The organism is Microbacterium sp. ZOR0019 (assembly GCF_000800925.1).
In the GTDB taxonomy this organism is placed as follows: domain Bacteria; phylum Actinomycetota; class Actinomycetes; order Actinomycetales; family Microbacteriaceae; genus Microbacterium; species Microbacterium aurugineum.
On the sequence record NZ_JRKC01000025.1, the window covers coordinates 1 to 22,253 of the forward strand.

The window sequence follows — 22,253 nt, forward strand, 5'->3', positions numbered from 1 at the left end:
CGGCGCTGCTCCTCGTCGTGAGGGTGGCGGGTACAGCCGAGACGGCGCTGCTCCTCGTCGTGAGGGCGGGTACAAGCGTGACGGTGCTGCCCCTCGTCGTGAGGGCGGGTACAACCGCGACGGCGCCGCCCCGCGCCGCGAAGGTGGCGACCGGGATCGTTCGCGCTCCTACCCGCAACGTGGGGGAGCCGGACGCGAACGTCCCGCGCAGGCGGCGAACGAGCGTCCGCGGTTCGATGAGCCGCAGATCCCGGACGACGTCACCGCTCGTGATCTCAACGGCGCGGCTCGTAATGAGCTGAAGACGCTGAGCAAGGAGAATGCCGAGCACGTCGCGCGTCACCTCGCGATGGCCTCCCGCCTCATCGATGAGGACCCCGCGCTCGCCCACCAGCATGCCCTGGCCGCATCACGCCGTGCCGGTCGTATCGCGATCGTCCGTGAGACTCTCGGCATCACCGCCTATGCCACCGAGGACTTCGCCCTCGCTCTGCGGGAGCTGCGGACCTACCGACGGATCTCGGGGAAGGACGACCAGATCGCTCTGATGGTCGACAGTGAGCGTGGCATCGGTCGGTCCGATCGTGCGCTCGAGACCGGCAGGGCCGTCGATCGTTCGACGCTGGACACGCCCGTCCGCGTCGCGTTGGCGATCGCGATGTCGGGCGCGCGCCTGGATCAGGGCGACCTTGAACTCGCCCTCGGTGAGCTGGAGATCCCGGAGCTGGATCCGGATCGTGCATTCGAGTGGAGCCCCGCGCTGTTCGCAGCGCGCGCTGCTGTGCTCGAAGACCTCGGCCGCACCGAGGAAGCCGAGTTCTGGTCGCACCGGGCCGAGGTCGCCGCTGAAGCTCTGGGAGTCGATGAGGCCGGTGACGAGGAGATCTTCATCGAAGACAGCATGATCGAGATCGACCTCGACGAGGACGACACCGATGCACCGGCCGAGCCTGCACCGGCCGAGCCCGCGCCGGCTGAGCCCGCGCCGGCCGAACCCGAGGCTGTGGAGCCCACCGTCGAGGACGAGGTGCGCGAGCTCCTGGGCGAAGACGAGGCCGACGACACGGACCCGGAGGCGTAGTGGCGCTGTTCTCTCGCCGGCGCGCGGTCCGCACTCCTCTCGACGGGGTCGACACCGTGCTGGCTGACCTGGACGGCGTGGTCTACGCCGGACCCGGCGCGCTGCCGTTCGCGGTGGACAGCCTCAACCAGGCGGCGAAGTCCGCACGGCTCGGCTACATCACGAACAACGCGGCACGGACCGATGTCTCCGTCGCGGAGCATCTGAGCAGTCTCGGGCTCCAGGTCGAGGCCTCCGAGGTCGTGACGAGCCCGCAGGCCGCGATGCGTCTGATGGCGACGATCGTGCCGGCGCCGGCGACGATCCTGGTCGTGGGGGGTGACGGTCTCGTCGATGAGGTGCAGAAGGCCGGCTACACGGTGACGCGCAGCGCGGACGACGCGCCGAGTGCTGTGGTGCAGGGATTCGCTCCGGAGGTCGCCTGGACCGATCTGGCGGAGGCGGCGTTCGCACTCAAGCTTCCCGAAGAAGAGGGCGGCATCCCCTGGATCGCGACGAACACGGACTGGACGATTCCTCGTGAACGGGGAGTGGCTCCGGGCAACGGAACCCTCGTCTCTGCCGTCCACACAGCCATCGGTCGGCTGGCGACCGTCGCAGGCAAGCCGGAGGCGCCCATCTTCGAAGAGGCGCTCGCCCGTTTCGGTGCCGAGAAGGCGCTGTTCATCGGCGACCGCCTGGACACCGACATCATGGGGGCGAGCCGTGTCGGCATCGACTCGGTGCTGGTGCTGACGGGGATCGACCGCCCCAAGCACGTCCTCGCGGCGCCGGAAGGCTCGCGTCCGACGTACATCCTCGGCGACCTCCGCGAACTGCATGAGCCTTATCCCGAGGTGACGGAGCGAGACGGTGTCTTTGCCGTGAACGGTGCCGCCGTGCGTGTCTCCGGGGCTGACGTCGAGATCGTGTCGGAGTCCGGGTCGCAGATCGATCTGCTGCGCGCCGGAGCCGCTGCCATCTGGGCGTCCGGTACCCCGGTGTTCGTCCTTCGTGTTCCCGAGCGCCTCTACGACGATCCCTTCCACCGCCCCTGAGCGATCTCGCGTGGCTCCTTCGCGCGTCGGAGGGGCCGCGTACAGTGGAACCGTGAGTGAAGAGACGACGAGCGAGCCGACCGACGGCCTGTGGAGCCGTCTGCGCCTGATCGAGGGGCAGCCGCTTCCCGTGCGCGCCGCCGCCTACGCGGCCGTGCACGATGAGCTCTCCCGCCGCCTCGAGAGCGGCGCGAAGCTCGATCCTCGGGAGACCTCGGGATCCCGATGACGCGACTCGACGCTGCCCTCGCCGCCCGAGGACTCGCCCGTTCGCGCAGCCATGCGGCGACTCTCATCGCCGAAGGCCTCGTGAGCGTCGCCGGCCGCCAGGTCGTGAAGGCCTCGACCGCCGTGGACGATGAGGCCGAGATCACGGTCGCGGGCTCCGACCACTACGTCGGCCGTGCGGCCCACAAACTCATCGCCGGACTCGACGGGTTCGGCATCCCGGTGGCGGGACGACTCGCGCTCGACATGGGGGCGTCCACGGGAGGTTTCACGCAGGTGCTGCGCGAGCGGGGCGCCCGAACCGTGCTCGCCGTCGACGTCGGGCACGGCCAGATGGCTCCGTCCATCGCCGCCGACCCCGGGGTGATCACCGTGGAGGGCTTCAACGTCCGACACATGACGCGCGAGAATCTCGCCGAGGCCACCGGCGTCACGGAGCCCCCCGACCTCGTGGTCGGCGACCTCTCCTTCATCTCCCTCGAACTCGTTCTTCCGGCCGTCGCGGCGGTCGCGACCGCGGAGTCCGACGTCCTGCTGCTCGTGAAACCGCAGTTCGAGGTCGGACGGACGGCGGTGCGCGGGGGACTGGTCACCGACCCCGCCACCCGCGCCGATGCAGTCGCGCGCACGGTGTGGAGCGCCTGGGACGTCGGCATGGGGATGCTCGGCATCCTTCCCTCACCACTTCTGGGAACGCACGGCAACGCGGAATATCTCGTGCACCTCGCGCCGGGTCGCGGCAGCAATCCGACAGAATGGTTGGACACCATCAATCGACTGGCAGGAGGACGATGAACGAGCGCAACATCCTGGTCGTCGCCCATGCCGGCCGGGTCGACACCGTCGACGCGGCGCGACGCGTGATCGATGCCCTGCGGGAAGCAGGAGCACGGCCGGTCCTGGCCGCCGACGACCACGAGGCCCTCACGGCGGTGGACGCCTTCTTCGCCGGCACCGATGTTCTGGGCCGCTCCGTCGATCCGGCGGACCTCGAGCTCGCGATCGTGCTGGGCGGAGACGGCACGATCCTGCGCGCGGCCGAGCTGGTCCGCGATACGGGAGCGCCCGTGCTCGGCATCAACATGGGCCATGTCGGCTTCCTCGCCGAGATCGATCGAGACGACATGGACAAGGCCGTGCGCCGGGTGATCGACCGCGACTACGAGGTCGAGGAGCGACTCGCCCTGTCGGTGCGCGTGAAGGACGCCGCCGGCACGGTCGTGTACGAGACCTGGGCCCTGAACGAGGCCACCGTGGAGAAGGCCAGCCGGGAGCGGATGATCGAGGTCGTCCTGGAGATCGACGGCAGGCCGTTGTCGAGCTTCGGATGCGACGGCATGGTCATCTCCACTCCCACCGGCTCGACCGCCTACAACTTCTCGGCCGGGGGACCGGTCATCTGGCCCAGCGTCGAGGCGATCGCGGTGGTGCCGCTGTCGGCGCACGCGCTGTTCGCCAAACCGCTCGTCGTCAGCCCCGGCGCCGCGGTCGCGATCGAGATGCTCGAGCGCACCGACGGGTCGGGGATCCTCTGGTGCGACGGGCGTCGCTCCCACGATCTCCCGCCCGGCGCTCGGGTCGTCGTCCGCCGGTCGTCGCGCCCCGTGCGGCTCGCGCGACTGCACCCCACGGCCTTCACCGACAGGCTCGTGCGCAAGTTCCAGCTGCCCGTCGAAGGATGGCGCGGCCAAACCCTGGGGACGCCGTCATGATCGAGGAGATGCGCATGCAGGGGCTCGGCGTCATCGCCGATGCGGTGCTGCCTCTGGGCCCGGGGTTCACCGCGATCACCGGAGAGACGGGCGCGGGGAAGACCATGGTCGTCACCGGACTGGGACTGCTGCTGGGCCAGCGCGCCGACTCGGGGGCCGTCAGGGCCGGTGCCGCACAGGCGTCGGTGGCGGGTGTCTGGATCGTTCCGGAGGGCGGAGACGTCGCCGAGATCGTCGAGGAGGCCGGCGGCGAGTTGGAGCCCGCAGGAGCGGGAACCGCGGAGTTGTACGTCTCGCGCACGCTCAGCGCCGAAGGACGCAGCAGGGCGAGCGTCGGAGGCCGGGCGGCGCCCGCAGGGGTGCTGTCGTCGCTGGCGGAAGAGCTCGTCGTGGTGCACGGACAGTCCGAGCAGCTGCGTCTGCGCTCCGCCGCGGCACAGCGCGACGCGCTCGACCGCTTCGGTGGGACGCCGATCACGGACGCGCTCGCGAAGTACACGGACTCCTTCGCCCGCTGGCGGGCACTGGACGCCGAGATCTCCGAGATCACCGAGAACCGGGACCGTCGTGCCGAGGAGGCCTCCCGCCTCCGGGAGGACCTGGCACTGATCGAGGCGACCGCACCGGAGCCGGGCGAGGACCAGGAACTCGCAGATCGGGCCGAGCGTCTCGCGAATGCCGAAGAACTTCGTGTCGCGGCATCCCTCGCGCACGGAGCGCTCTCCAACGAGGACGGCGAACCTGACGCCTCCGCGCTCGTCGCGGAGGCCCGTCGCGTGATCGAGCGTGCGTCCGACGCCAAGCTGACCGAGATCGGGGAGAGCCTCGCGGACATCGGCTACCGGATCGCGGACGCTGCGGGACTCCTGTCCGCCTACCTCGCGGACCTCGACGAGTCCGGCCCTCATGAACTCGCCGCCGTGGAAGAACGTCGCGCGGCGCTGGGTACCCTCGTGCGCGCTCACGGCTCCCTCGACGAGGCGTTGGCGCTCTGGCAGACGGGCTCCACGCGGCTCGCGGAACTCGATGACGACGGCGACCGCCTCGAGCGGCTCATCGCCGAGCGGGATGCGGCACGAGCCGAGCTGGACGCCGACGCGGCGACGCTGACGGCGACACGTACCGATGCCGCCGTCCGCCTCGGCGAGGCGGTGACTGCAGAGCTCCACGCCCTCGCGATGCCCGATGCGCGACTCGAGGTCGCGGTCTCCGAGGGGGCGGAGAGCACCCATGGTCGCGATGACGTCGCGATCCTCCTCGCTCCGCATCCGGGCGCCGAGCCCCGATCGGTCTCGAAGGGGGCCTCCGGTGGCGAGTTGTCCCGGGTCATGCTGGCCATCGAGGTCGTCATCGCCGCGACCGACCCCGTGCCGACCTTCGTCTTCGACGAGGTCGATGCGGGCATCGGAGGCGCCGCCGCGATCGAGGTCGGACGGCGACTCGCCCGACTCGCCGAGAAGTCGCAGGTCATCGCCGTCACCCACCTCGCGCAGGTCGCGGCCTTCGCGAACAACCACCTCTCCGTCGTCAAAGCCAATGACGGCGCGGTCACCGCCTCCAGCGTCCGGCGTCTGGAAGGCGGTGAGCGGGAAGCGGAGATGGCCCGACTGCTCTCGGGACTCGCCGATTCCGACGCTGCTCTCACCCACGCGCGCGAACTTCTCAGCCTCCGCGCCCCCGCCGCCTGATAGGATCGAAGCCCGTGATGAACTCTTCTTCCGCGGGACCCAAGAACGACACGACCAAGCACATCTTCGTGACTGGTGGTGTCGTTTCGTCTTTGGGCAAGGGACTGACGGCGGCCAGTCTCGGCAACCTCCTCACCGCCCGCGGTCTGCGCGTCGTGATGCAGAAGCTCGATCCGTACCTGAACGTCGATCCCGGCACGATGAACCCGTTCCAGCACGGTGAGGTCTTCGTCACGGACGACGGCGCGGAGACCGATCTCGACATCGGTCACTACGAGCGCTTCCTCGACATCAATCTGTCCGAGGCCGCCAACGTGACGACCGGCCAGATCTACTCGCAGGTGATCGCGCGCGAGCGTCGCGGCGAGTACCTCGGCGACACCGTGCAGGTGATCCCGCACATCACCGACGAGATCAAGCGTCGCATGCGTCTGCAGGCGAGCGAGGACCCGCGCCCCGACGTGATCATCACCGAGGTCGGTGGCACGGTCGGAGACATCGAGTCGCAGCCGTTCCTCGAATCCGCGCGCCAGCTCCGTCATGAGCTCGGACGGGACAGCGTGTTCTTCGTCCACGTCTCGCTGGTGCCGTTCATGGGCGCCTCGGGGGAGCAGAAGACCAAGCCCACCCAGCACTCCGTCGCGGCTCTCCGTCAGGTGGGTATCCAGCCCGACGCGCTCGTGCTCCGCAGCGACCGTCCGGTGAGCGCGAGCAACCGGAACAAGATCGCCCTCATGTGCGATGTCGACGTGGAAGGCGTCATCAACACGGTCGACCTGCCGAGCATCTACGACATCCCCTCCACGCTGAACGAGCAGGGCCTCGATTCGTACATCGTGCGTCGGCTCGGTCTCGACCAGAAGGCGGCCGACGTCGACTGGACCCGCTGGAACAAGGTGCTCCACGCCGTGCACAACCCCAAGCACGAGGTGACGATCGGCCTGGTCGGCAAATACATCGATCTTCCCGACGCCTACCTCTCGGTGACCGAAGCGCTCAAGGCGGGTGGCTTCGCACAGGAGACCAAGGTGAACATCCGCTGGATCCCCTCGGATCGGTGCGAGACGCCGGAGGGCGCCCAGGAGCAGCTGGCCGAGCTCGATGGCATCTGCGTGCCCGGCGGCTTCGGCATCCGCGGCATCGAGGGCAAGCTCGGTGCGCTCAAGTTCGCACGAGAGCAGGGCATCCCGACCCTCGGGCTGTGCTTGGGCCTGCAGTGCATGGTCATCGAGTACGCGCGGGACGTCGCCGGCATCGCGGGCGCGTCTTCCAGTGAGTTCGACCCGGAGACCGCCGAGCCCGTGATCGCGACGATGGCGGAGCAGGTGGACATCCTCGACGGCGGCGACCTCGGCGGCACCATGCGTCTCGGCCTGTACCAGGCGGCACTCGCCGAGGGATCCCTCGCGCGCGAGCTGTACGGGGCGCCGGAGGCCGCGGAACGGCACCGTCACCGCTACGAGGTCAACAACTCCTACCGCGATCGTCTCACCGACGCCGGTCTGGTGTTCTCCGGGCTCAACCCGGAACTCGACCTGGTCGAGTACGTCGAGCTGCCGCGTGACGTGCACCCGTACTACATCGCCACGCAGGCGCACCCGGAGCTGCGTTCGCGTCCGACCGCCCCGCACCCGCTGTTCCGCGGGCTCGTCGGCGCCGCGATCGAGCGTCACCGCGCGAGCGAGCTGTTCGACGTCAGTGCCGATGACTGAGTCGGCGGAGCACCTCCGCGACGAGCCTTTCGAGCCGGAGGTCCTCCAGAGCGACCGCGTCTACAAGGGCTGGGTCTGGGACGTGCGCTCCGACCGGGTGCGCTACGGCGACGGGGAGATCGTGCGCGAGTATGTCGCGCACACCGGCGCCGTGGCGATCCTCGCGCTCGACGACGAGGACCGCGTGCTGCTGATCCAGCAGTACCGCCACCCGATCCGTCACCGCGACTGGGAGTTGCCCGCCGGTCTGCTCGACGTGGACGGAGAGGCGCCGCTCGACGCCGCCCGTCGCGAGCTCGCCGAGGAGGCTGACCTCGTCGCCGCGCACTGGGAGCCGCTGGTCTCCTCGTGGACCACCCCGGGTGGCAACAACGAGATGATCCACATCTTCTTGGCCACCGGAGTCGCCGCGGCGCCTTCGGCACACGATCGGGAGGACGAAGAGGCGGACATCCGCGTCGAGTGGGTGCCGTTGGCGGACGCGGTGGACGCCGTCCTCGGCGGACGGATGCACAACGGCATCCTCTCGATCGGTGTGCTGGCTGCGGCGCAGAGGCTGCGCGACCGGGGCTGACGCATGCTGCTGGAGCGCGCTCTCGACGCCTACCTGCGTCACGTCACGATCGAGCGCGGTCTGAGCGAGCACACGATCGCGGCCTACCGGCGTGACCTCGGTGGGTACTGCGAGTGGCTGGCCGGGGAGGGGATCGCCGACACGTCGGAGGTGACGCCGGCCGTGATCGACCGCTTCATCACGGAGCGTGCGTCGGCAGACCCTGCCCCGGCCTCCACCTCGCTGGCGCGCCTGCAGTCGTCCGTGCGGGGCTGGCACCGGTTCCTGGCCCGTGAGGGCATCGAGGTCGACGATCCGAGCGGGAGACTGCGTCCGCCCAAGGCTCCTCGTCGGCTCCCCAAGGCGCTGACGATCGACCAGGTCGAGAGACTGCTCGCCGCCCCGTCGCCCGAGGACCCGATCGGGGTGCGGGATCGCGCTCTCCTGGAGCTCCTCTATGCCACCGGCGCCCGCGTCTCGGAGGCGACCGGGCTCGACGTCGACGACCTCGCCCACGGCGATGTGCTGCGGCTGCGCGGGAAGGGCTCGAAGGAGCGCATCGTGCCGATCGGCTCCTATGCACGAGAAGCGGTCGACGCCTATCTCACGAGGGTGCGGCCGGCGCTCGCGGCGAAAGGACGGGCATCGGCGCGGCTGTTCCTCGGCGCCCGGGGCGCGCCCCTGTCACGACAGAGCGCCTGGCTGGTGATCCGTGCCGCGGCGGAGAAGGCGCAGATCACGTCGGAGGTGTCGCCGCACACCCTGCGTCACTCGTTCGCCACACACCTGCTGCAGGGGGGAGCCGACGTCCGTGTCGTGCAGGAGCTGCTCGGACATTCCTCGGTCGCGACGACCCAGATCTACACCCACGTCTCTGTCGATACGTTGCGTGACATCTACGCGACCTCGCATCCCCGCGCCCGCTGACACCGCCCATCCGGGAGAGCCCCCTGCCGCGTGCCGAGGCGGCTGCGGAACGGGCCGCCCGGTACAATCGACCAAGCACGAACGGAGCAGGAGAATCGGTGGCTGAGAAAGTGGCGAAGTCCAGGGCGAAGGCGCAGAAGGCCGACGAGACCCCCATGGGACCCACGGGCCGTCCGTATCACGGGTTCCCGACCCCCGAACCGTTGAAGTCCCACGGGCCCGCGCGCATCATCGCGCTGTGCAACCAGAAGGGTGGCGTCGGCAAGACGACCACGTCCATCAACCTGGCCGCGGCGCTCGCCGAGTACGGCCGCAAGGTGCTCGCGGTCGATTTCGACCCGCAGGGCGCCTTGTCCGCGGGGCTCGGCATCCCGACCCACGATGTGCCGACGATCTACGACCTCCTGCTCGACACCAAGCGCGACGCCCACGATGCGATCGTGAAGTCGAGCGTCGAAGGTCTCGACGTCATGCCGGCGAACATCGATCTGTCGGCCGCCGAGGTGCACCTGGTCAACGAGGTTGCACGGGAGACGATCCTCGCCCGGGTGCTGCGCCAGGTCGCGGGGGAGTACGACGTCATCCTCGTCGACTGCCAGCCCTCCCTCGGGATCCTCACGGTCAACGCGCTGACGGCGGCGCACGGTGTGATCATCCCGCTCGAGTGCGAGTTCTTCGCTCTGCGCGGCGTGGCACTGCTCATCGAGACGATCGACAAGGTCCGCGACAGGTTGAATCCGTCCATCACGATGGACGGCCTGCTGGCCACGATGTACGACCCGCGCACCCTGCACTCGCGCGAGGTGCTCGAGCGTGTCGTCGAAGCATTCGGAGACGACGTGCTCGAGACCGTGATCGGCCGCACCGTGAAGTTCCCCGATGCCTCGGTGTCGGGGGTGCCCATCACCGAGTTCGCCCCCGAGCACGCGGCCGCTCAGGCATACCTGCGGCTGGCGCGGGAGCTGGTCGCCCGTGGCGCTGTCGCCTAGCGGAGAGTCCGTCGACCCTTCGGCCATCGAGCGCGCCGAAGACGTGAGCAGCGGATCGGACGAGCCCGTCGGATCCGCGGCGATCGAACCGGGCTTCCGGGTCTCCCTGTCGAATTTCGATGGACCGTTCGACCTGCTCCTGAACCTCATCTCGAAGCATGAGATGGACATCACCGAGGTCTCGTTGAGCGCGGTCACGAACGAGTTCATCGCCTACCTGGGCGAGCTCGAGAACGATGAGGAACTCGATCAGGCCTCCGAGTTCCTCGTGGTCGCGGCGACCCTGCTCGACATGAAGGTCGCCGGACTCCTCCCGCAGGGCGAGCTCGTGGACGCTGAGGCCGTCGCGCTCTTGGAGGCACGCGACCTGCTGTTCGCCCGGTTGCTGCAGTACCGGGCCTTCAAAGAGGTGTCGGCGTGGTTCTCCCGTTGCCTGCAACGCGAAGACAAGCGGCACGTCCGCGCGGCACGCCTCGATGAGAAGCACCGCTCGCAGACACCCGAGCTCGTGTGGTCGCTCACCGTGGACGACTTCGCGGCGCTGGCGTTGCTGGCCTTCGCGCCCAAAGAGATCCCGCATGTCGGACTCGACCATCTGCACGCGCCACTGGTCAGCATCCGCGAGCAGGCGGCGATCGTCGTCACCCTCCTGCGCGGCACCGAGTCGCTGAGCTTCCGTGAACTCGTCGCGGGCGTGAGCGAGCCGGGCATCGTGGTGGCGCGTTTCATCTCGGTGTTGGAGCTGTACCGGCACGCGGCGCTGACCTTCGAACAACTGGAACCGCTCGGCGAGCTCACGCTGCGCTGGGCAGCCGACTCCTGGTCGGACGAGACACTCGCGAGCCTGGGGGCCGACTATGACCGATGACCTGACCGCGACCGACACCGAGACAGGGGACGACGGGATCGGCGGGTCCACCGAGATCCCGCTCTCCGAGCGCATCGAGGCCATCCTGTTGATCGTCGACGAACCGCTGGGGCTGGTCGCCCTCGCCGCCGCCGTCGGTTCGCCGGTGCCGGCGGTGCGGCAGACGCTCGAGACGCTCGTCGACGACTACGACGGCAACGGCACGGGCCCGCGGCGCGGATTCGAGCTGCGCGAGGTGGGCGGCGGCTGGCGACTGTACGTCCGCGAGGAGCTCGACCCGCTCGTGGCGGCGTTCGTCGGCGGACAGGCGCCGGCGCGGCTTTCGCAGGCCGCGCTCGAGACGCTGGCCGTGATCGCCTACAAGCAGCCCGTCACCCGCAGCCAGGTCGCCTCCATCCGTGCGGTGAACGTCGATTCCGTCGTGCGCACGCTGCTCGCCCGCGGCCTGATCACCGAACTCTTCGCCGACTCCGAGACCGGCGCGATCAACTACGGCACGACCGACGCGCTCCTGCAGCACCTGGGCATCAACTCGCTCGACGAGCTGCCCCCGATCTCCCCTCTGCTCGATGACGGCGCAGACGGTTTCGACGAAGGGACCATCCGATGACCGGTTTCGAGGCATCCGCAGGATTCGAGGGTGCGCCCGAGGGTGTGCGCCTCCAGAAGGTCCTCGCCGGCGCGGGTGTGGCATCGCGCCGAGTGGTGGAGCAGTACATCACGGAAGGGCGCATCCGCGTCAACGGCGTCGTCGTCACGGAGCTCGGACGCCGGATCGACCCCGAGCGCGACCTCGTGGACGTCGACGGCACCGCGGTGCAGCTCGACGTCTCCAAGCGGTACGTCATGCTGAACAAGCCGACCGGGGTCGTCAGCAGCATGAAGGACGAAAACGGCAGGCCCGACCTTCGTCGCTTCACGGAGCAGTTCGAGGAGCGCCTGTACAACGTCGGACGCCTCGACGCCGAGACGAGCGGTCTCTTGATCCTCACGAATGACGGCGCTCTCGCCCACGTGCTCGCTCACCCCTCGTTCGGCGTGACGAAGGTGTACATCGCGAAGGTCGAGGGGACGGTGCTGCCCCAGACGATCTCGAAGCTCACCAAGGGCATCGAGCTCGAAGACGGCCCCATCGCTGCGGACAAGGCGCGGCTGCTGGACACCTCGCGCGGGTCGAGCCTGGTCGAGCTGACCCTGCACTCCGGACGCAACCGGATCGTCCGTCGGATGCTCGCCGCGGTCGGTCATCCGGTCACGGAACTCGTGCGCCGGCAGTTCGGGCCGCTCCACCTGGGAACCCTCCCGGCCGGGAAGACGCGGGAACTGACTAAAATCGAACTCGGCGCGCTTTTGACCTTGTCGCGCCGTGATTCCGGTGTCGCCGAGGCGCCAGGCGAGCAGGAGAACGAATGACCGATACGACGAGTGCGCCCACGGCGCGGAGGGCAGGCGCCGTCGCGCCTCGTCTCTCCGGGACCGTCCGCGTCGTCGGCGCCGGTCTGCTCGGGGCGAGCGTCGGCCACGCACTCCGGTCGAAGGGCATCGACGTCGTTCTGACGGATGCGTCGCCCGCACAGCTGCGCCTCGCCGTCGACTACGGGGCCGGCCGCCTCGCCACCGAGGACGACACGCCCTCGCTGATCGTGGTCGCCGTGCCGCCGGATGTGACCGCGGACGTCATCCAAGCCGAACTCCAGCGCTTCCCTGACGCCGTGGTGACCGACGTGGCGAGTGTGAAGCTGGAGCCGTTCCGCACCCTGCAGTCGCGGGGCGTCGACCTCACCCGATACATCGGATCGCATCCGCTTGCTGGCCGTGAGCGCGGTGGGGCCATCTCCGCCCGCGCCGATCTGTTCGTCGGGCGACCGTGGGTCGTGTGCCGCGACGAGGACACGAAGGCGACGGACCTCGCCCTGGTCGAAGCGCTCGCGCTCGACGTCGGGGCGATGCCGCTCGAGATGACGCCGGAGGAGCATGACCGTTCGGTCGCGCTCACGTCGCACGTGCCTCAGGTCGTCGCGAGCCTGCTCGCCGCCCGCCTCGCGGAGGCGGAGGAGGGTGCGCTCCGTCTTGCAGGCCAGGGCGTTCGTGACACGACGCGCATCGCGGCCTCGGCTCCCGAGTTGTGGGTGCAGATCCTCGGCGCCAACGCCGGCCCCGTCGTCGAGATCCTCGATGCTCTCGCCGCCGACCTCGGAGAAGTGGCGGACGCACTGCGGGAGCCGAGCGCGCCCGGAGCACGACGCGTGGTCGCCGAGACGATTCGCCAGGGCAACGACGGCGTCGACCGCCTCCCCGGCAAGCACGGACAGAACCAGCGCTTCGAGTCGCTCGTCGTCATGGTCGACGACACCGCCGGTCAGCTGGGTCGCCTGTTCGGCGAGCTCGGCGAACTGGGCGTCAACGTCGAAGACCTCCGACTCGAGCACTCGCCAGGGGCCCAGTTCGGCCTCGCCGAGATCAGCGTCGACCCGGCCGCGCTGCACGGGGCGATCACCGGACTCCAGGAACGCGGCTGGCGGATTGCAGGGAACACCAATGACTGACACCTCGAACGCATTCACGGCGCCCGCACACGTGGCCGATGCGACGAAGTTCATCGCGATCGACGGACCGGCCGGTTCAGGCAAGTCCAGCGTGTCGAAGGCCGTCGCGCGCACGCTCGGCTTCGGATACCTCGACACCGGCTCCGCCTACCGCGCACTCGCCTGGCATGTGCTCGATCGCGGCGCCGACACCTCGGACCCCGAGGCGGTTCGCGCGGCGGCATCCGACTTCCCGGTGCGTCTGGGACTCGACCCCGACGACCGCACGGTTCGCGTCGGCGACACCGAGATCACCGAGGCCATCCGCGATTCGCGAGTTTCCGCCGCGGTGAGCGGCGTGGCCCGCGTGCCCGAGGTGCGCGCGCAGGTCAACGAGCTGTTCCGCGCACTGGTCGCTGAATCCGCCTACCCCGCCGTGGTGGTCGAAGGCCGTGACATCACGACCGTCGTCGCTCCGGATGCGCCCGTGCGGATCCTGCTCACCGCGGCACCCGAAGTGCGTGCCGCTCGACGCGCCGGCGAACTCGCCGGCGAGAACGCGGCTGCTGTCGCCGCGGCGCTCCACAAGCGCGATGCCTCAGACAGTGCCGTCGTCGACTTCCTCAACGCCGCGGACGGCGTCGAGGTCGTCGACTCGACGGAACTCGATTTCCCCCAGACCATCGACGCCGTGCTCACGGTGATCGAGCGAATCCAAGGAGCACACCGTGGCTGACGACGAATACGAAGGCGGCCCCGACCAGCTCGCCGAGAAGATGGACCAGCTCGACGAGAATCTCGCCGAGCAGCGCGCGGAGACCCTGCGCGCCGGCCTCTCCGACTACGAGCTGGACGACGAGGACGCCGCGCTCCTCGCCGGTGTCACGCTCGGCGAGGACGGCATCCACTACAGCCCGGCTCTGCCCGTGGTGGCGATCGTCGGACGCCCGAACGTCGGCAAGTCCGCGCTCGTGAACCGCATCCTCGGACGCCGTGAGGCCGTCGTGGAGGACACACCTGGCGTGACCCGTGACCGCGTGACCTACAAGGCCGAGTGGGGCGACCGTCGTTTCTCGCTCGTCGACACCGGCGGCTGGGAGCCCGATGCGCGTGGCATCGACCGCTCGGTCGCGATGCAGGCGGAGGTCGCGATCGACCTGGCCGACATGGTGTTGTTCGTCGTCGACGCGATGGTCGGAGCCACCTCGACCGACGAGCACGTCGTGAAGCTGCTGCGCAAGAGCGGCAAGCCGGTGTTCCTCGTCGCCAACAAGATCGATGACGCCCGGCAGGAGCCGGAGACGGCACCGCTGTGGAGCCTCGGGCTCGGCGAGCCGTATCCCGTCTCGGCCATCCACGGGCGTGGTGTCGCCGACCTGCTGGATGCCGTGCTGAAGAAGCTTCCCGAGGTCTCGGCCGTCGCGAAGCAGGAGATCGGCGGCCCGCGTCGAGTGGCCATCCTCGGCCGTCCGAATGTCGGGAAGTCGTCGCTGCTGAACAAGGCCGCCGGTGAAGAGCGCGTCGTCGTCAACGACCTCGCCGGCACCACCCGCGACCCGGTGGATGAGGTCGTGGAACTCGGCGGGAAGATGTGGCGCCTGGTCGACACAGCCGGCATCCGCCGCCGCGTGCACATGGCGCAGGGCGCGGACTTCTACGCCTCGCTGCGCACCTCTGCCGCGCTGGAGAAGGCGGAGGTCGCGGTCGTCGTGCTCGACGTCTCGGAGACGATCAGCGAGCAGGACGTGCGCATCATCGACCTCGTCCTCGAGTCGGGCCGTGCGCTCGTCCTCGCGTTCAACAAGTGGGATCGCCTGAACGACGATGACCTCGAGAACGCCGATCGCCGCCGCTACCTGGAGCGTGAGATCGAACAGGACCTCGCACACGTCGCGTGGGCGCCGCGCGTGAACATCTCGGCGAAGACGGGGCGTCACCTCGACAAGCTCGTCCCCGCGCTGGAGACCTCGCTGGAGAACTGGGACCGCCGCATCCCGACCGGCAAGTTCAACGCGTTCCTCGCCGAGCTCGTCGCCGAGCACCCGCACCCGCTGCGCGGTGGCAAGCAGCCGCGCATCCTGTTCGGGACGCAGGCATCGACCCGCCCGCCGACGTTCGTGCTGTTCACCACCGGGTTCCTCGACCCGGGGTACCGCCGGTTCATCCAGCGCCGCCTGCGTGAGCTGTACTCCTTCGAGGGCACGCCCATCGTGATCAACATGCGGGTGCGCGAGAAGCGTCAGCGCTGATCTGTTCCGACGCGTGTCGCGCCGTGGCGCCACGACCCCGATGCTGTGAAAGGCTGAAGGGGTGACGGTCGTACCTCCTGCCTCTGGTGAGCCGCGTCGCCCGGACGGGCCGCGGAACCCGGGTGATGCCTGGGTGATCGCGGCGTCGGGCGAGAAATACTGGGGGCGTTTCGGCGCTGCCGGTCTTCTCGCCTTTGACCCGGCCCGGGGCATCCTGCTGCAGCATCGCGTCTCTTGGAGCCACTTCGGTGGCACCTGGGGGCTGCCCGGTGGGGCTCTGCACGAGGGCGAGAGCGCGATCGTCGGGGCGATCCGTGAGGCGCAGGAGGAAGCGGGCGTGCCTGATGGGGCGGTCCGTCCTCGGTTCACCAGCGTGCTCGATCTGGGCATCTGGTCGTACACGACGGTCATTGCCGATGTGCAGGTGCCCTTTGACCCGGTGATCAGCGACCCGGAGAGCGTGGCCCTCGAGTGGGTGCCCATCGATGAGGTCGACGAGCGACCATTGCACCCCGGGTTCGCCGCGGCATGGCCGATGCTGCGGGCGCTGCTCCAGGTGCGGCCGGTGGTCGTGGTCGACGCCGCGAATGTCGTGGGGTCCGTGCCCGACGGCTGGTGGAAGGACCGGGCGGGAGCGGCGGCGCGCCTTCGTCTCCGGCTGGAGGCGCTGGTGGTCCCCGCGGAGGATCTGGATCTCGGCGGAGACGAGTGGTTCCCCGAGGTCTCGATGGTGGTCGAGGGGCAGGCGCGGGACATCGATGACGAAGCGAGCACGGTCGCCGTGGTTCGAGCCGAGGCTGCGGGTGACGACGCGATCGTCGCCGAAGTCGAGCGCCGCGTCGCTGATGTGCGCACAGTCGTCGTGGTCACCAGCGACCGGGAGCTCAGCGAACGAGCTGAGCGTGCCGGTGCCGTGAAGGTCCGATCTGCCGGGTGGCTGCTCCAACTCCTCGCGGCGCACGGCTGACTTCTGCTCCAGCTTCTCCGACATCGTCATTCAGACGAACATCACGCGTCGGGGTGGCGGGTCGGCGTAGTCACGCCCCAGCGGACTGTGCCAGGTGACGCTGCCGTCCTTCTCCTGCTGGGCGTTCCAGCGATGCGTGTCGGGGATGTCCGGATGTTTGAGGGTGTGATGGCTGCGGCAGAAGTGGCCGAGATTGTCGAGCCTGGTCTTTCCGCCCTTGGCGTGATCATGGTTGTGGTCGATCTCGCACCGGTGGGCTGGCATGCGGCACCCCGGGAACCGGCAATGACGGTCGCGCGCGCGGAGGAACCGGCGCATCCCTTCGGTGGGCGTGTACGTGTCGGTCTCGACCACCATGCCGGACGGGTCGAGGAAGAGCCGGGTCCAGCCGGTGTTGCGACCCGCGAGGTCGCGGGCGATGTCGGGATGCAGCGGTCCGTGGCCGTCGAGTTCAGCGGGGTTGTCGTCCGCACCGGTGAGCGTGGTCGCCGAGACCGTGACCTGCACTCGAGCGTGAATGCCGTCGAGGCCGTCTCCGTTCGCGGCGCTGGGGTCTGCGGTCAGGAGAAGATCGGTGAAGAGATCGGCTTCCGTCTGCGCCCACGTCCGCGTGTCGACAGGGAGATGCTCGACCGTGGGGTCGGTCGCGAACGTGTCACCGTCGGCGCCCTGGATCACCCTGCTGTCGTACGGGTCGAACGCCGGGTCGTCGAGCGAGAGATCTCCGGGATCGATACCTTCGCCGTCGTCGTCGAACCACCAGGGGAGAGGCGTGACTTCGCGGTTGTCTCGGGCGCGTACGACCGCGCGAGTCATGCGGTTCAGCCTGTCGGCGATCGCGGTGGCGATCCACTCGGGGAGTACGGCGGTGAGCAGCGCCAACCCGTCGTCGAGCGACTTCACCGTCACGCATCGTTCTTCGGCGGCGCGTCGGTGTCTTTCAACCAGCGTCTCGCCGACGAGGGCGGCAGCGACCTGACGTGCATGCGCTTTCGTGCGCGCAGCTGTGTCTTGTTCGGCGACAACGAGCACCGCGGCCTCGAAGAGCTCCATGACGGTGGCATCGACCTTGCGGTTGCGGATGGCTTCGGCGACGACGGCACCCGCCCTCGCGATCTCGCGTACGTGTTGGACGCTGACGGCGCCACTCGCGAACGAGGCTCGGACGGCGGGGAGATGGGCCTGCAATGCCTGCGCATCGGCAAAGGCGAATTCCACCGAGCCCTTCGAGAGATGGCCGGCCGCGGAGAACTCCGCGACCATAGAGCGGTAGATCGCTTCGCGATGGAACGGACTAGCGGCGACATCGGCGTGGTGGAGGGCGATCTGCTCGACGAGCAACTCTGCTGCTTCGGCTTCGAGCGCCGCGATCCGACGTCTCGCCGCGACCCACGCATCCACGATGCGACGCCTTTCGTCGAGGTCGAGATCGGTCGTGTTCGCCATGCCTCCAGTTTAGAACGTATGTTCGAAGGAGTCGAGGTGTCGGAGGCGACGCATGCCGGGATATCAGTTCAGGCGGTCATCGTGGCGACCGCGCAGTTTGTCGATGTCGCGGCGTTCGCGTTTGGTCGGGCGCCCCGCGCCGCGATCCCGAAGGCCGAGGGCAGCCTGTGGCTCGCGTTCGGGTGTCTTGTCCTCGTAGGCGAGCGCCGCGAGAGGAGCTCCGACGCGTTTGACCAGGAGCTGGCGGACGATGAGGATCCGGTCGAATCCGGCGATGCGGATGCGCAGTTCGTCGCCCACCCTGATCTGTTGCGCCGCCTTCACCTTGTCGCCGTTCACTCGTACATGCCCCGCACGGCATGCGGTGGTCGCCGCCGACCGCGTCTTGTAGACGCGGATCGCCCAGAGCCAGCTGTCGACGCGTGCGGCGTCCATCACCTGGTCCGCTTCCGCAACGCGATCAGGGCGCCGGCGACGATGAGGCCCTGGCCGAGGGTGTAGGTGAGCATCACCGCCGGGCTGCTCCAAGCCGGGAGCCCCGAGGGGAGGAACAGTCGGAATGCGAGGAGCGTGTCGCTGGCGAGGAAGAACGCTCCACCGACCGCGATGAGCGGGTGGCAGCGGGCCGCGAATGCCGCCGTGCCGCCGAGCACGAGTCCGTAGACGGCGACCGCGATCAGCAGCCCGCCCGTGTGCGGGCCCACGACCGCGATCATCGCGATCCACCAGCCGACGTAGACCAACGCCCACCACGGCATCCGCCGGCGTGCGAGGTGGCGAGCGAACAACAGGATGTATGCCAGGTGCGCGATACCGAAGAAGAGCAGCATCAGCGGCAGCTCCGGTGCGCCGGGGAAGAGGGCTCCTGCACCGTCGCCGAGCCAGGAGAACAGGACCGCTGCGAGGAGCAGGATCAGTGTCGCCGGGGGCTTCAGCCAGCGCGCGGAAAGCACCACCGGAACCGCCAGCAGCGGCATCAGGAGGAGTTTGGTCGGGCTGGCGAGCGGACTGTCCACCGCAAGGAGCACGACATGCAACAGCGAGACCGCGGCGTACGGGAGGAACGCCCACATGATCGACGAGGAAGGCGTCCGCCGCTGCATCTCCCCATCGTAGGGGCGCGGCGTTGCGGTCGCAGGGGTCGTGGTCTTCACGCGGACACTCAGGATTCGACGGTGACCTGATCGACGGTGTCGTCGACGCCCAGGTGTGCAGCGGGCCAGTAGCCCTCGGGGAAGTGTTCGCCGCAGGTGTCCGTCAGGTGCAGGACCACGGTTCCGTCGGAGGAGGCCTCGATCGTCTCGAGTGCGAGGTCGGCGAAGGCATCATCGAGTTCGTGTGGCTCGGGCTCACCGGTGCTGAAGTTCGTGACCACGGCGTCTGTCGCGAGCCGTCGCAACACGTCGAGCCGCGCGATGACCTCGCGCAGACGGGGGAGGAGCGGCGTCACCTCATCGACAGTCGTTCCTTCGAGCATGAGGTCGAGCTCCGTGCCTGCGACCGAGACCGTGCCGACGAACCAGTCATGGGTGAGTACGGAGCCATCGGTGAGCTCGGACGTTGCCCGGGTGAAGGCGCCGAGCTCGGGGTCGTCGATGGTCGGGTGCGCATCGGTCATGCTTTCACGCTAGTGGCTGGCGAGCCCGCTGCACGCTCATGCGGTGAGGTCGAGCGCGACGAGAATGCGCCCCGGCTTGAGTTCCGCCCTCTCGGTGAAGCCGGCGGCCAGGAATGTGCCGAGCGTGCCGTGGAACAGGTCGTTGGCGCGCTGCTTCTCGCCCCCGGTGTCGACCGGGTAGCCCTCGATCACGCGGGCGCCGGATCCGCGCGCATACTCGACGGCGGCGGCCAGCAGGATGCGGTTGAGTCCGGCTCCGCGATGCTCTCGCCGGACGACGAAGCACGTGATCGCCCAGACCGACTCGTCGTCGAAGGGCTCCGTCGTCGCGGCGGCGATGATGCGGGTGCGGGGGATTCGTGCCTGGCGGGTGCGGGGGCCGATTCGGATCCATCCGGCAGCCTCGCCGTCGACGTACGCGACGATCCCCGGCGGTGGTCCCTCGTCGATCTCGGCGCGGAACATCTCGGTGCGCTGCGGCGTCGTCGTCGCGTTCCACTCCTTGTTGGTCAGCACCGGCCAGATGCACTGGCAGCTCGCCCCGTCGCCGCCGCCCGTGAGCGCGTGCTGGACATCGTCCCAGCGGGGAGCGGTCGCCAGCTCGGTCGTGATCGTCGCCATGCACGTGACGGTACGCGCGACCTCCGACACCCGCAACGCCTCGGTTCGCGGAGGCGGTCGAGATGCGGCTAAGATAGGGGAGTTGCCTGCGCGAAAGTGCAGAACAACGGGCTGTGGCGCAGCTTGGTAGCGCACTTGACTGGGGGTCAAGGGGTCGCAGGTTCAAATCCTGTCAGCCCGACCGAGGGGCTGTTGGCAATACTGATTGCAGAACAGCTAAAGAAAAGGGAAGGGCACCTGCTTCGAGCAGGTGCCCTTCCCTTTTCTGCGTCTGTGAGATCGGATTCGGGGTCAGATAGTTGAGTCCGAACGATTCTGGGGACGAAACGACGAACGCGCCCGGGTTTCGGGCGCGTTCGATTGTCCTGGTGTAGCGGGGAGCGTGCCGGGCGTGCCGCCCGCGGGCGTCGTCGGTGAGCGGAGTCGCTCAGGTGCGCATCGGTGTCAGCGCGAGCTTGCCCTGTTGGTCAGGCAGCGTGGTTGTCGATGACGATGTTCGACTGCCTCGAGGGATGGTGAGGTCGCCGTTGCCCGTGGTCTTCGTGTAGCGGTTGGCCCATACGCGGTCGCGGCGGCGGAGCGTGTCCACGCGTGGAGTTGTACGTGCTCGTTCGATCTCCTGGTCGCTGAGGAAGGCGGCGATCTTTCGGAGGTTGTGGTTGACGATGAGGAGCGTGACGATGATCTGCGCCGCGGTGATTCCGCGAACCTTGCGGCGTCCGGCGGTGGCGATGTCTTCGTCGCCGGATGCCTTGAGCTGCTGGTTCTCGGACTCGACGGTGTTGCGGGCGTGGTCGTGGAACGTCTCCCACTCTTCGGTGCCGTAGTCGAATGCCTGCTGCGGTGCCTGCATCTCGGTGAGATCGAATGAGGCCGAGTGCTTTTTGCAGATGGTGTCGAGGAACTCCTCCTCAACCGTTTCGGGCTCCACCCCCGGGCGTGCTTTCTTAGCGGCCGACAGCATCATTTCGCGGAGAGGGCAGGTTACCGTCGGGCTCGGGCCAAGTGCGGGGCACCGCAACATGACCTTTCCGTCGGGCGTCTTTGCCTTCTCTTTCACATGTAGTTGGAATGCCTTGCGCTCTTCGATTCGGGCGCGGTGCGTTCTGACGTCGATCACGTCACCGAGGCGATCTGATGTTGCGTTCAGGAGCGGCTTCGGCGTGCTCGGGCAGTACACGTCGCCTTCGACGAAGAGGGCGCCGTGCTGGCCACCCTTGATCCCCACGCGGTCGGAGCGGTAGTCCGTGGACGGGGTGAAGCCGGTTTTCAACGCCGGCTGGAGGAGGCGGAACGGCTTCGCGTTGGCCCAATACTGCTTGTCGGCATCGGCGATACCCGGAGCGAGTCCGAGGGTCGCTGCGGACTCGAGCAGGAGCGCGGCCTCTTCGGCTACTTCCATGTTCGGGATGCTGAGAGATGCCGCGACGACGAGGCTGGGGAAACGCTTGGACCCGGGCTGTTCGGAATCGACACGCACGGCCAAGTTCGCTACCCAACCCCAGTCATAGTCTGCCCACTCTCCGCGGCCGGGTGCAGTCTGGTCGATGTCGCCCTTCTGGTTGTCGACCCGCTCGCCCTTGCCGCTCTTCACGTGGTACCCCGCGAAAACGTCCACGGGGCCAGGGGGAAGCTCGCCGAAGTTCGCGTCGCGCTCGGCCTTCGCCTTGCTCGCGACGTTCTTCCGGCTGTATCCCTTGGTCGTGGGAGTGCCGATGTAGGTCTGGTCGAACGAGAGGTCCAGCTTCTTCGTTGCCCGACGCACAGCCCGGGGCTGCGCCATGAAGGTCATCCGGATGAACAGGCGCGTGTACTCGTCGAGTCGCGCCTTGTACTTCTCCGCGCGCTTCGCATCATGATTCTGGAGAATTTCCAGAACCTGCGTGTACGTCTTAGCGGTGTAGAGCTCCTGCGGATACGGGTCCATCAGCCTCTTCATCCGGTGGAATGCACGGATGGTGTTCGTGAACCAGCGATTCGTCGTGGGGATGTGGCGGGCGAATGCCGTGGGCACCTCCGGGAGATCCAGGAG

22 protein-coding genes, 1 tRNA gene and 1 pseudogene are annotated in these 22,253 nt (G+C 68.6%); 18 read left to right on the plus strand and 6 right to left on the minus strand.

All coding sequences use genetic code 11. From position 1 onward, the window contains the following. The 17 genes and pseudogenes from L978_RS18910 to L978_RS07280 all read left to right on the plus strand — a co-directional run. Positions 1-1,081: pseudogene (locus tag L978_RS18910) on the plus strand (primosomal protein); the annotation flags it as partial. After that, positions 1,081-2,118 (plus strand): HAD-IIA family hydrolase, encoded by a 1,038-nt coding sequence (locus L978_RS07210; protein WP_047521817.1) that lies wholly within the window; start codon positions 1,081-1,083, stop codon positions 2,116-2,118. The pseudogene L978_RS18910 and the gene L978_RS07210, both read left to right, overlap by 1 nt. A 52-nt stretch (positions 2,119-2,170) precedes the next feature. Beyond that, the gene (locus L978_RS18915; protein ID WP_165875382.1) at positions 2,171-2,347 is read left to right on the plus strand and encodes a hypothetical protein; all 177 of its coding nucleotides are present in this window, start codon (positions 2,171-2,173) and stop codon (positions 2,345-2,347) included. Then, positions 2,344-3,141 carry a TlyA family RNA methyltransferase gene (locus L978_RS07215; protein ID WP_047521819.1) on the plus strand — a complete coding sequence of 266 codons (798 nt, stop codon included), beginning with the start codon at positions 2,344-2,346 and terminating at the stop codon, positions 3,139-3,141. The genes L978_RS18915 and L978_RS07215 overlap by 4 nt, the downstream gene beginning before the upstream one ends. After that, positions 3,138-4,058, plus strand: coding sequence for an NAD kinase (locus tag L978_RS07220; protein WP_047521820.1), 921 nt, complete (start codon positions 3,138-3,140; stop codon positions 4,056-4,058). Before L978_RS07215 ends, L978_RS07220 begins: the two co-directional genes overlap by 4 nt. Next, positions 4,055-5,746, plus strand: a complete 1,692-nt coding sequence (gene recN, locus L978_RS07225) for a DNA repair protein RecN (protein ID WP_047521822.1) — start codon at positions 4,055-4,057, stop codon at positions 5,744-5,746. The genes L978_RS07220 and recN overlap by 4 nt, the downstream gene beginning before the upstream one ends. 17 nt (positions 5,747-5,763) lie before the next feature. Next, positions 5,764-7,458 carry a CTP synthase gene (locus L978_RS07230; RefSeq protein WP_047521824.1) on the plus strand — a complete coding sequence of 565 codons (1,695 nt, stop codon included), beginning with the start codon at positions 5,764-5,766 and terminating at the stop codon, positions 7,456-7,458. Next, entirely contained in the window at positions 7,451-8,032 is a 582-nt protein-coding gene (locus L978_RS07235; protein ID WP_047521939.1) for an NUDIX domain-containing protein, read from the plus strand. The genes L978_RS07230 and L978_RS07235 overlap by 8 nt, the downstream gene beginning before the upstream one ends. A 3-nt stretch (positions 8,033-8,035) precedes the next feature. Continuing rightward, complete coding sequence (gene xerD, locus L978_RS07240; protein WP_047521825.1) at positions 8,036-8,938, plus strand: site-specific tyrosine recombinase XerD; 903 nt, start codon at positions 8,036-8,038, stop codon at positions 8,936-8,938. Between the two features lie 155 nt (positions 8,939-9,093). Beyond that, positions 9,094-9,927, plus strand: coding sequence for a ParA family protein (locus L978_RS07245; RefSeq protein WP_194239375.1), 834 nt, complete (start codon positions 9,094-9,096; stop codon positions 9,925-9,927). Positions 9,928-9,970: 43 nt separating this feature from the next. Continuing rightward, on the plus strand, positions 9,971-10,795 hold the full coding sequence (locus tag L978_RS07250; protein ID WP_194239374.1) for a segregation and condensation protein A: 825 nt from the start codon (positions 9,971-9,973) through the stop codon (positions 10,793-10,795). Continuing rightward, positions 10,785-11,405, plus strand: a complete 621-nt coding sequence (gene scpB, locus L978_RS07255) for an SMC-Scp complex subunit ScpB (protein ID WP_231555019.1) — start codon at positions 10,785-10,787, stop codon at positions 11,403-11,405. Before L978_RS07250 ends, scpB begins: the two co-directional genes overlap by 11 nt. Beyond that, positions 11,402-12,208, plus strand: coding sequence for a pseudouridine synthase (locus L978_RS07260; protein WP_047521831.1), 807 nt, complete (start codon positions 11,402-11,404; stop codon positions 12,206-12,208). Before scpB ends, L978_RS07260 begins: the two co-directional genes overlap by 4 nt. Beyond that, positions 12,205-13,341, plus strand: a complete 1,137-nt coding sequence (locus L978_RS07265) for a prephenate dehydrogenase (protein WP_047521833.1) — start codon at positions 12,205-12,207, stop codon at positions 13,339-13,341. Before L978_RS07260 ends, L978_RS07265 begins: the two co-directional genes overlap by 4 nt. Further along, complete coding sequence (gene cmk, locus L978_RS07270; protein WP_052193399.1) at positions 13,334-14,056, plus strand: (d)CMP kinase; 723 nt, start codon at positions 13,334-13,336, stop codon at positions 14,054-14,056. The genes L978_RS07265 and cmk overlap by 8 nt, the downstream gene beginning before the upstream one ends. 40 nt (positions 14,057-14,096) lie before the next feature. Further along, a complete protein-coding gene (gene der, locus L978_RS07275) occupies positions 14,097-15,569 on the plus strand; it encodes a ribosome biogenesis GTPase Der (RefSeq protein ID WP_231555022.1) in 1,473 nt (490 codons plus the stop codon). Positions 15,570-15,630: 61 nt separating this feature from the next. Next, entirely contained in the window at positions 15,631-16,536 is a 906-nt protein-coding gene (locus tag L978_RS07280) for an NUDIX domain-containing protein (RefSeq protein ID WP_047521835.1), read from the plus strand. 30 nt (positions 16,537-16,566) lie between these two features. Here L978_RS07280 and L978_RS07285 read toward each other — a convergent pair whose 3' ends face one another. From L978_RS07285 to L978_RS07305, 5 genes are all read right to left on the minus strand, one after another. Next, positions 16,567-17,982: an HNH endonuclease signature motif containing protein gene (locus tag L978_RS07285; protein ID WP_047521837.1), complete on the minus strand. Its 1,416-nt coding sequence runs from the start codon at positions 17,980-17,982 to the stop codon at positions 16,567-16,569. Positions 17,983-18,045: 63 nt separating this feature from the next. Further along, a complete protein-coding gene (locus tag L978_RS07290; RefSeq protein WP_194239265.1) occupies positions 18,046-18,417 on the minus strand; it encodes an RNA-binding S4 domain-containing protein in 372 nt (123 codons plus the stop codon). Further along, entirely contained in the window at positions 18,417-19,136 is a 720-nt protein-coding gene (locus L978_RS07295) for a lysoplasmalogenase (protein WP_231555020.1), read from the minus strand. Before L978_RS07295 ends, L978_RS07290 begins: the two co-directional genes overlap by 1 nt. Positions 19,137-19,144: 8 nt before the next feature. Continuing rightward, positions 19,145-19,600: a hypothetical protein gene (locus L978_RS07300; protein ID WP_047521843.1), complete on the minus strand. Its 456-nt coding sequence runs from the start codon at positions 19,598-19,600 to the stop codon at positions 19,145-19,147. 36 nt (positions 19,601-19,636) lie between these two features. Further along, positions 19,637-20,221 (minus strand): GNAT family N-acetyltransferase, encoded by a 585-nt coding sequence (locus tag L978_RS07305; RefSeq protein WP_047521951.1) that lies wholly within the window; start codon positions 20,219-20,221, stop codon positions 19,637-19,639. Positions 20,222-20,328: 107 nt separating this feature from the next. Here L978_RS07305 and L978_RS07310 point away from each other — a divergent pair. Continuing rightward, positions 20,329-20,402 (plus strand) — tRNA-Pro (locus L978_RS07310). A gap of 246 nt (positions 20,403-20,648) precedes the next feature. Here L978_RS07310 and L978_RS07315 read toward each other — a convergent pair. Continuing rightward, positions 20,649-22,235, minus strand: a complete 1,587-nt coding sequence (locus tag L978_RS07315) for a hypothetical protein (protein WP_047521844.1) — start codon at positions 22,233-22,235, stop codon at positions 20,649-20,651. Positions 22,236-22,253: the final 18 nt, after the last annotated feature.

Coding starts and splice junctions, on each gene's coding strand:
- L978_RS07245 (WP_194239375.1), top strand. CDS start 9,094: ATGGGACCCACGGGCCGTCCGTATCACGGGTTCCCGACCCCCGAACCG.
- L978_RS07215 (WP_047521819.1), top strand. CDS start 2,344: ATGACGCGACTCGACGCTGCCCTCGCCGCCCGAGGACTCGCCCGTTCG.
- L978_RS07290 (WP_194239265.1), bottom strand. CDS start 18,417: ATGGACGCCGCACGCGTCGACAGCTGGCTCTGGGCGATCCGCGTCTAC.
- cmk (WP_052193399.1), top strand. CDS start 13,334: ATGACTGACACCTCGAACGCATTCACGGCGCCCGCACACGTGGCCGAT.
- L978_RS07300 (WP_047521843.1), bottom strand. CDS start 19,600: ATGACCGATGCGCACCCGACCATCGACGACCCCGAGCTCGGCGCCTTC.
- L978_RS07260 (WP_047521831.1), top strand. CDS start 11,402: ATGACCGGTTTCGAGGCATCCGCAGGATTCGAGGGTGCGCCCGAGGGT.
- L978_RS07230 (WP_047521824.1), top strand. CDS start 5,764: ATGAACTCTTCTTCCGCGGGACCCAAGAACGACACGACCAAGCACATC.
- L978_RS07265 (WP_047521833.1), top strand. CDS start 12,205: ATGACCGATACGACGAGTGCGCCCACGGCGCGGAGGGCAGGCGCCGTC.
- L978_RS07305 (WP_047521951.1), bottom strand. CDS start 20,221: ATGGCGACGATCACGACCGAGCTGGCGACCGCTCCCCGCTGGGACGAT.
- L978_RS07220 (WP_047521820.1), top strand. CDS start 3,138: ATGAACGAGCGCAACATCCTGGTCGTCGCCCATGCCGGCCGGGTCGAC.
- recN (WP_047521822.1), top strand. CDS start 4,055: ATGATCGAGGAGATGCGCATGCAGGGGCTCGGCGTCATCGCCGATGCG.
- L978_RS07235 (WP_047521939.1), top strand. CDS start 7,451: ATGACTGAGTCGGCGGAGCACCTCCGCGACGAGCCTTTCGAGCCGGAG.
- der (WP_231555022.1), top strand. CDS start 14,097: ATGGACCAGCTCGACGAGAATCTCGCCGAGCAGCGCGCGGAGACCCTG.
- L978_RS07285 (WP_047521837.1), bottom strand. CDS start 17,982: ATGGCGAACACGACCGATCTCGACCTCGACGAAAGGCGTCGCATCGTG.
- scpB (WP_231555019.1), top strand. CDS start 10,785: ATGACCGATGACCTGACCGCGACCGACACCGAGACAGGGGACGACGGG.
- xerD (WP_047521825.1), top strand. CDS start 8,036: ATGCTGCTGGAGCGCGCTCTCGACGCCTACCTGCGTCACGTCACGATC.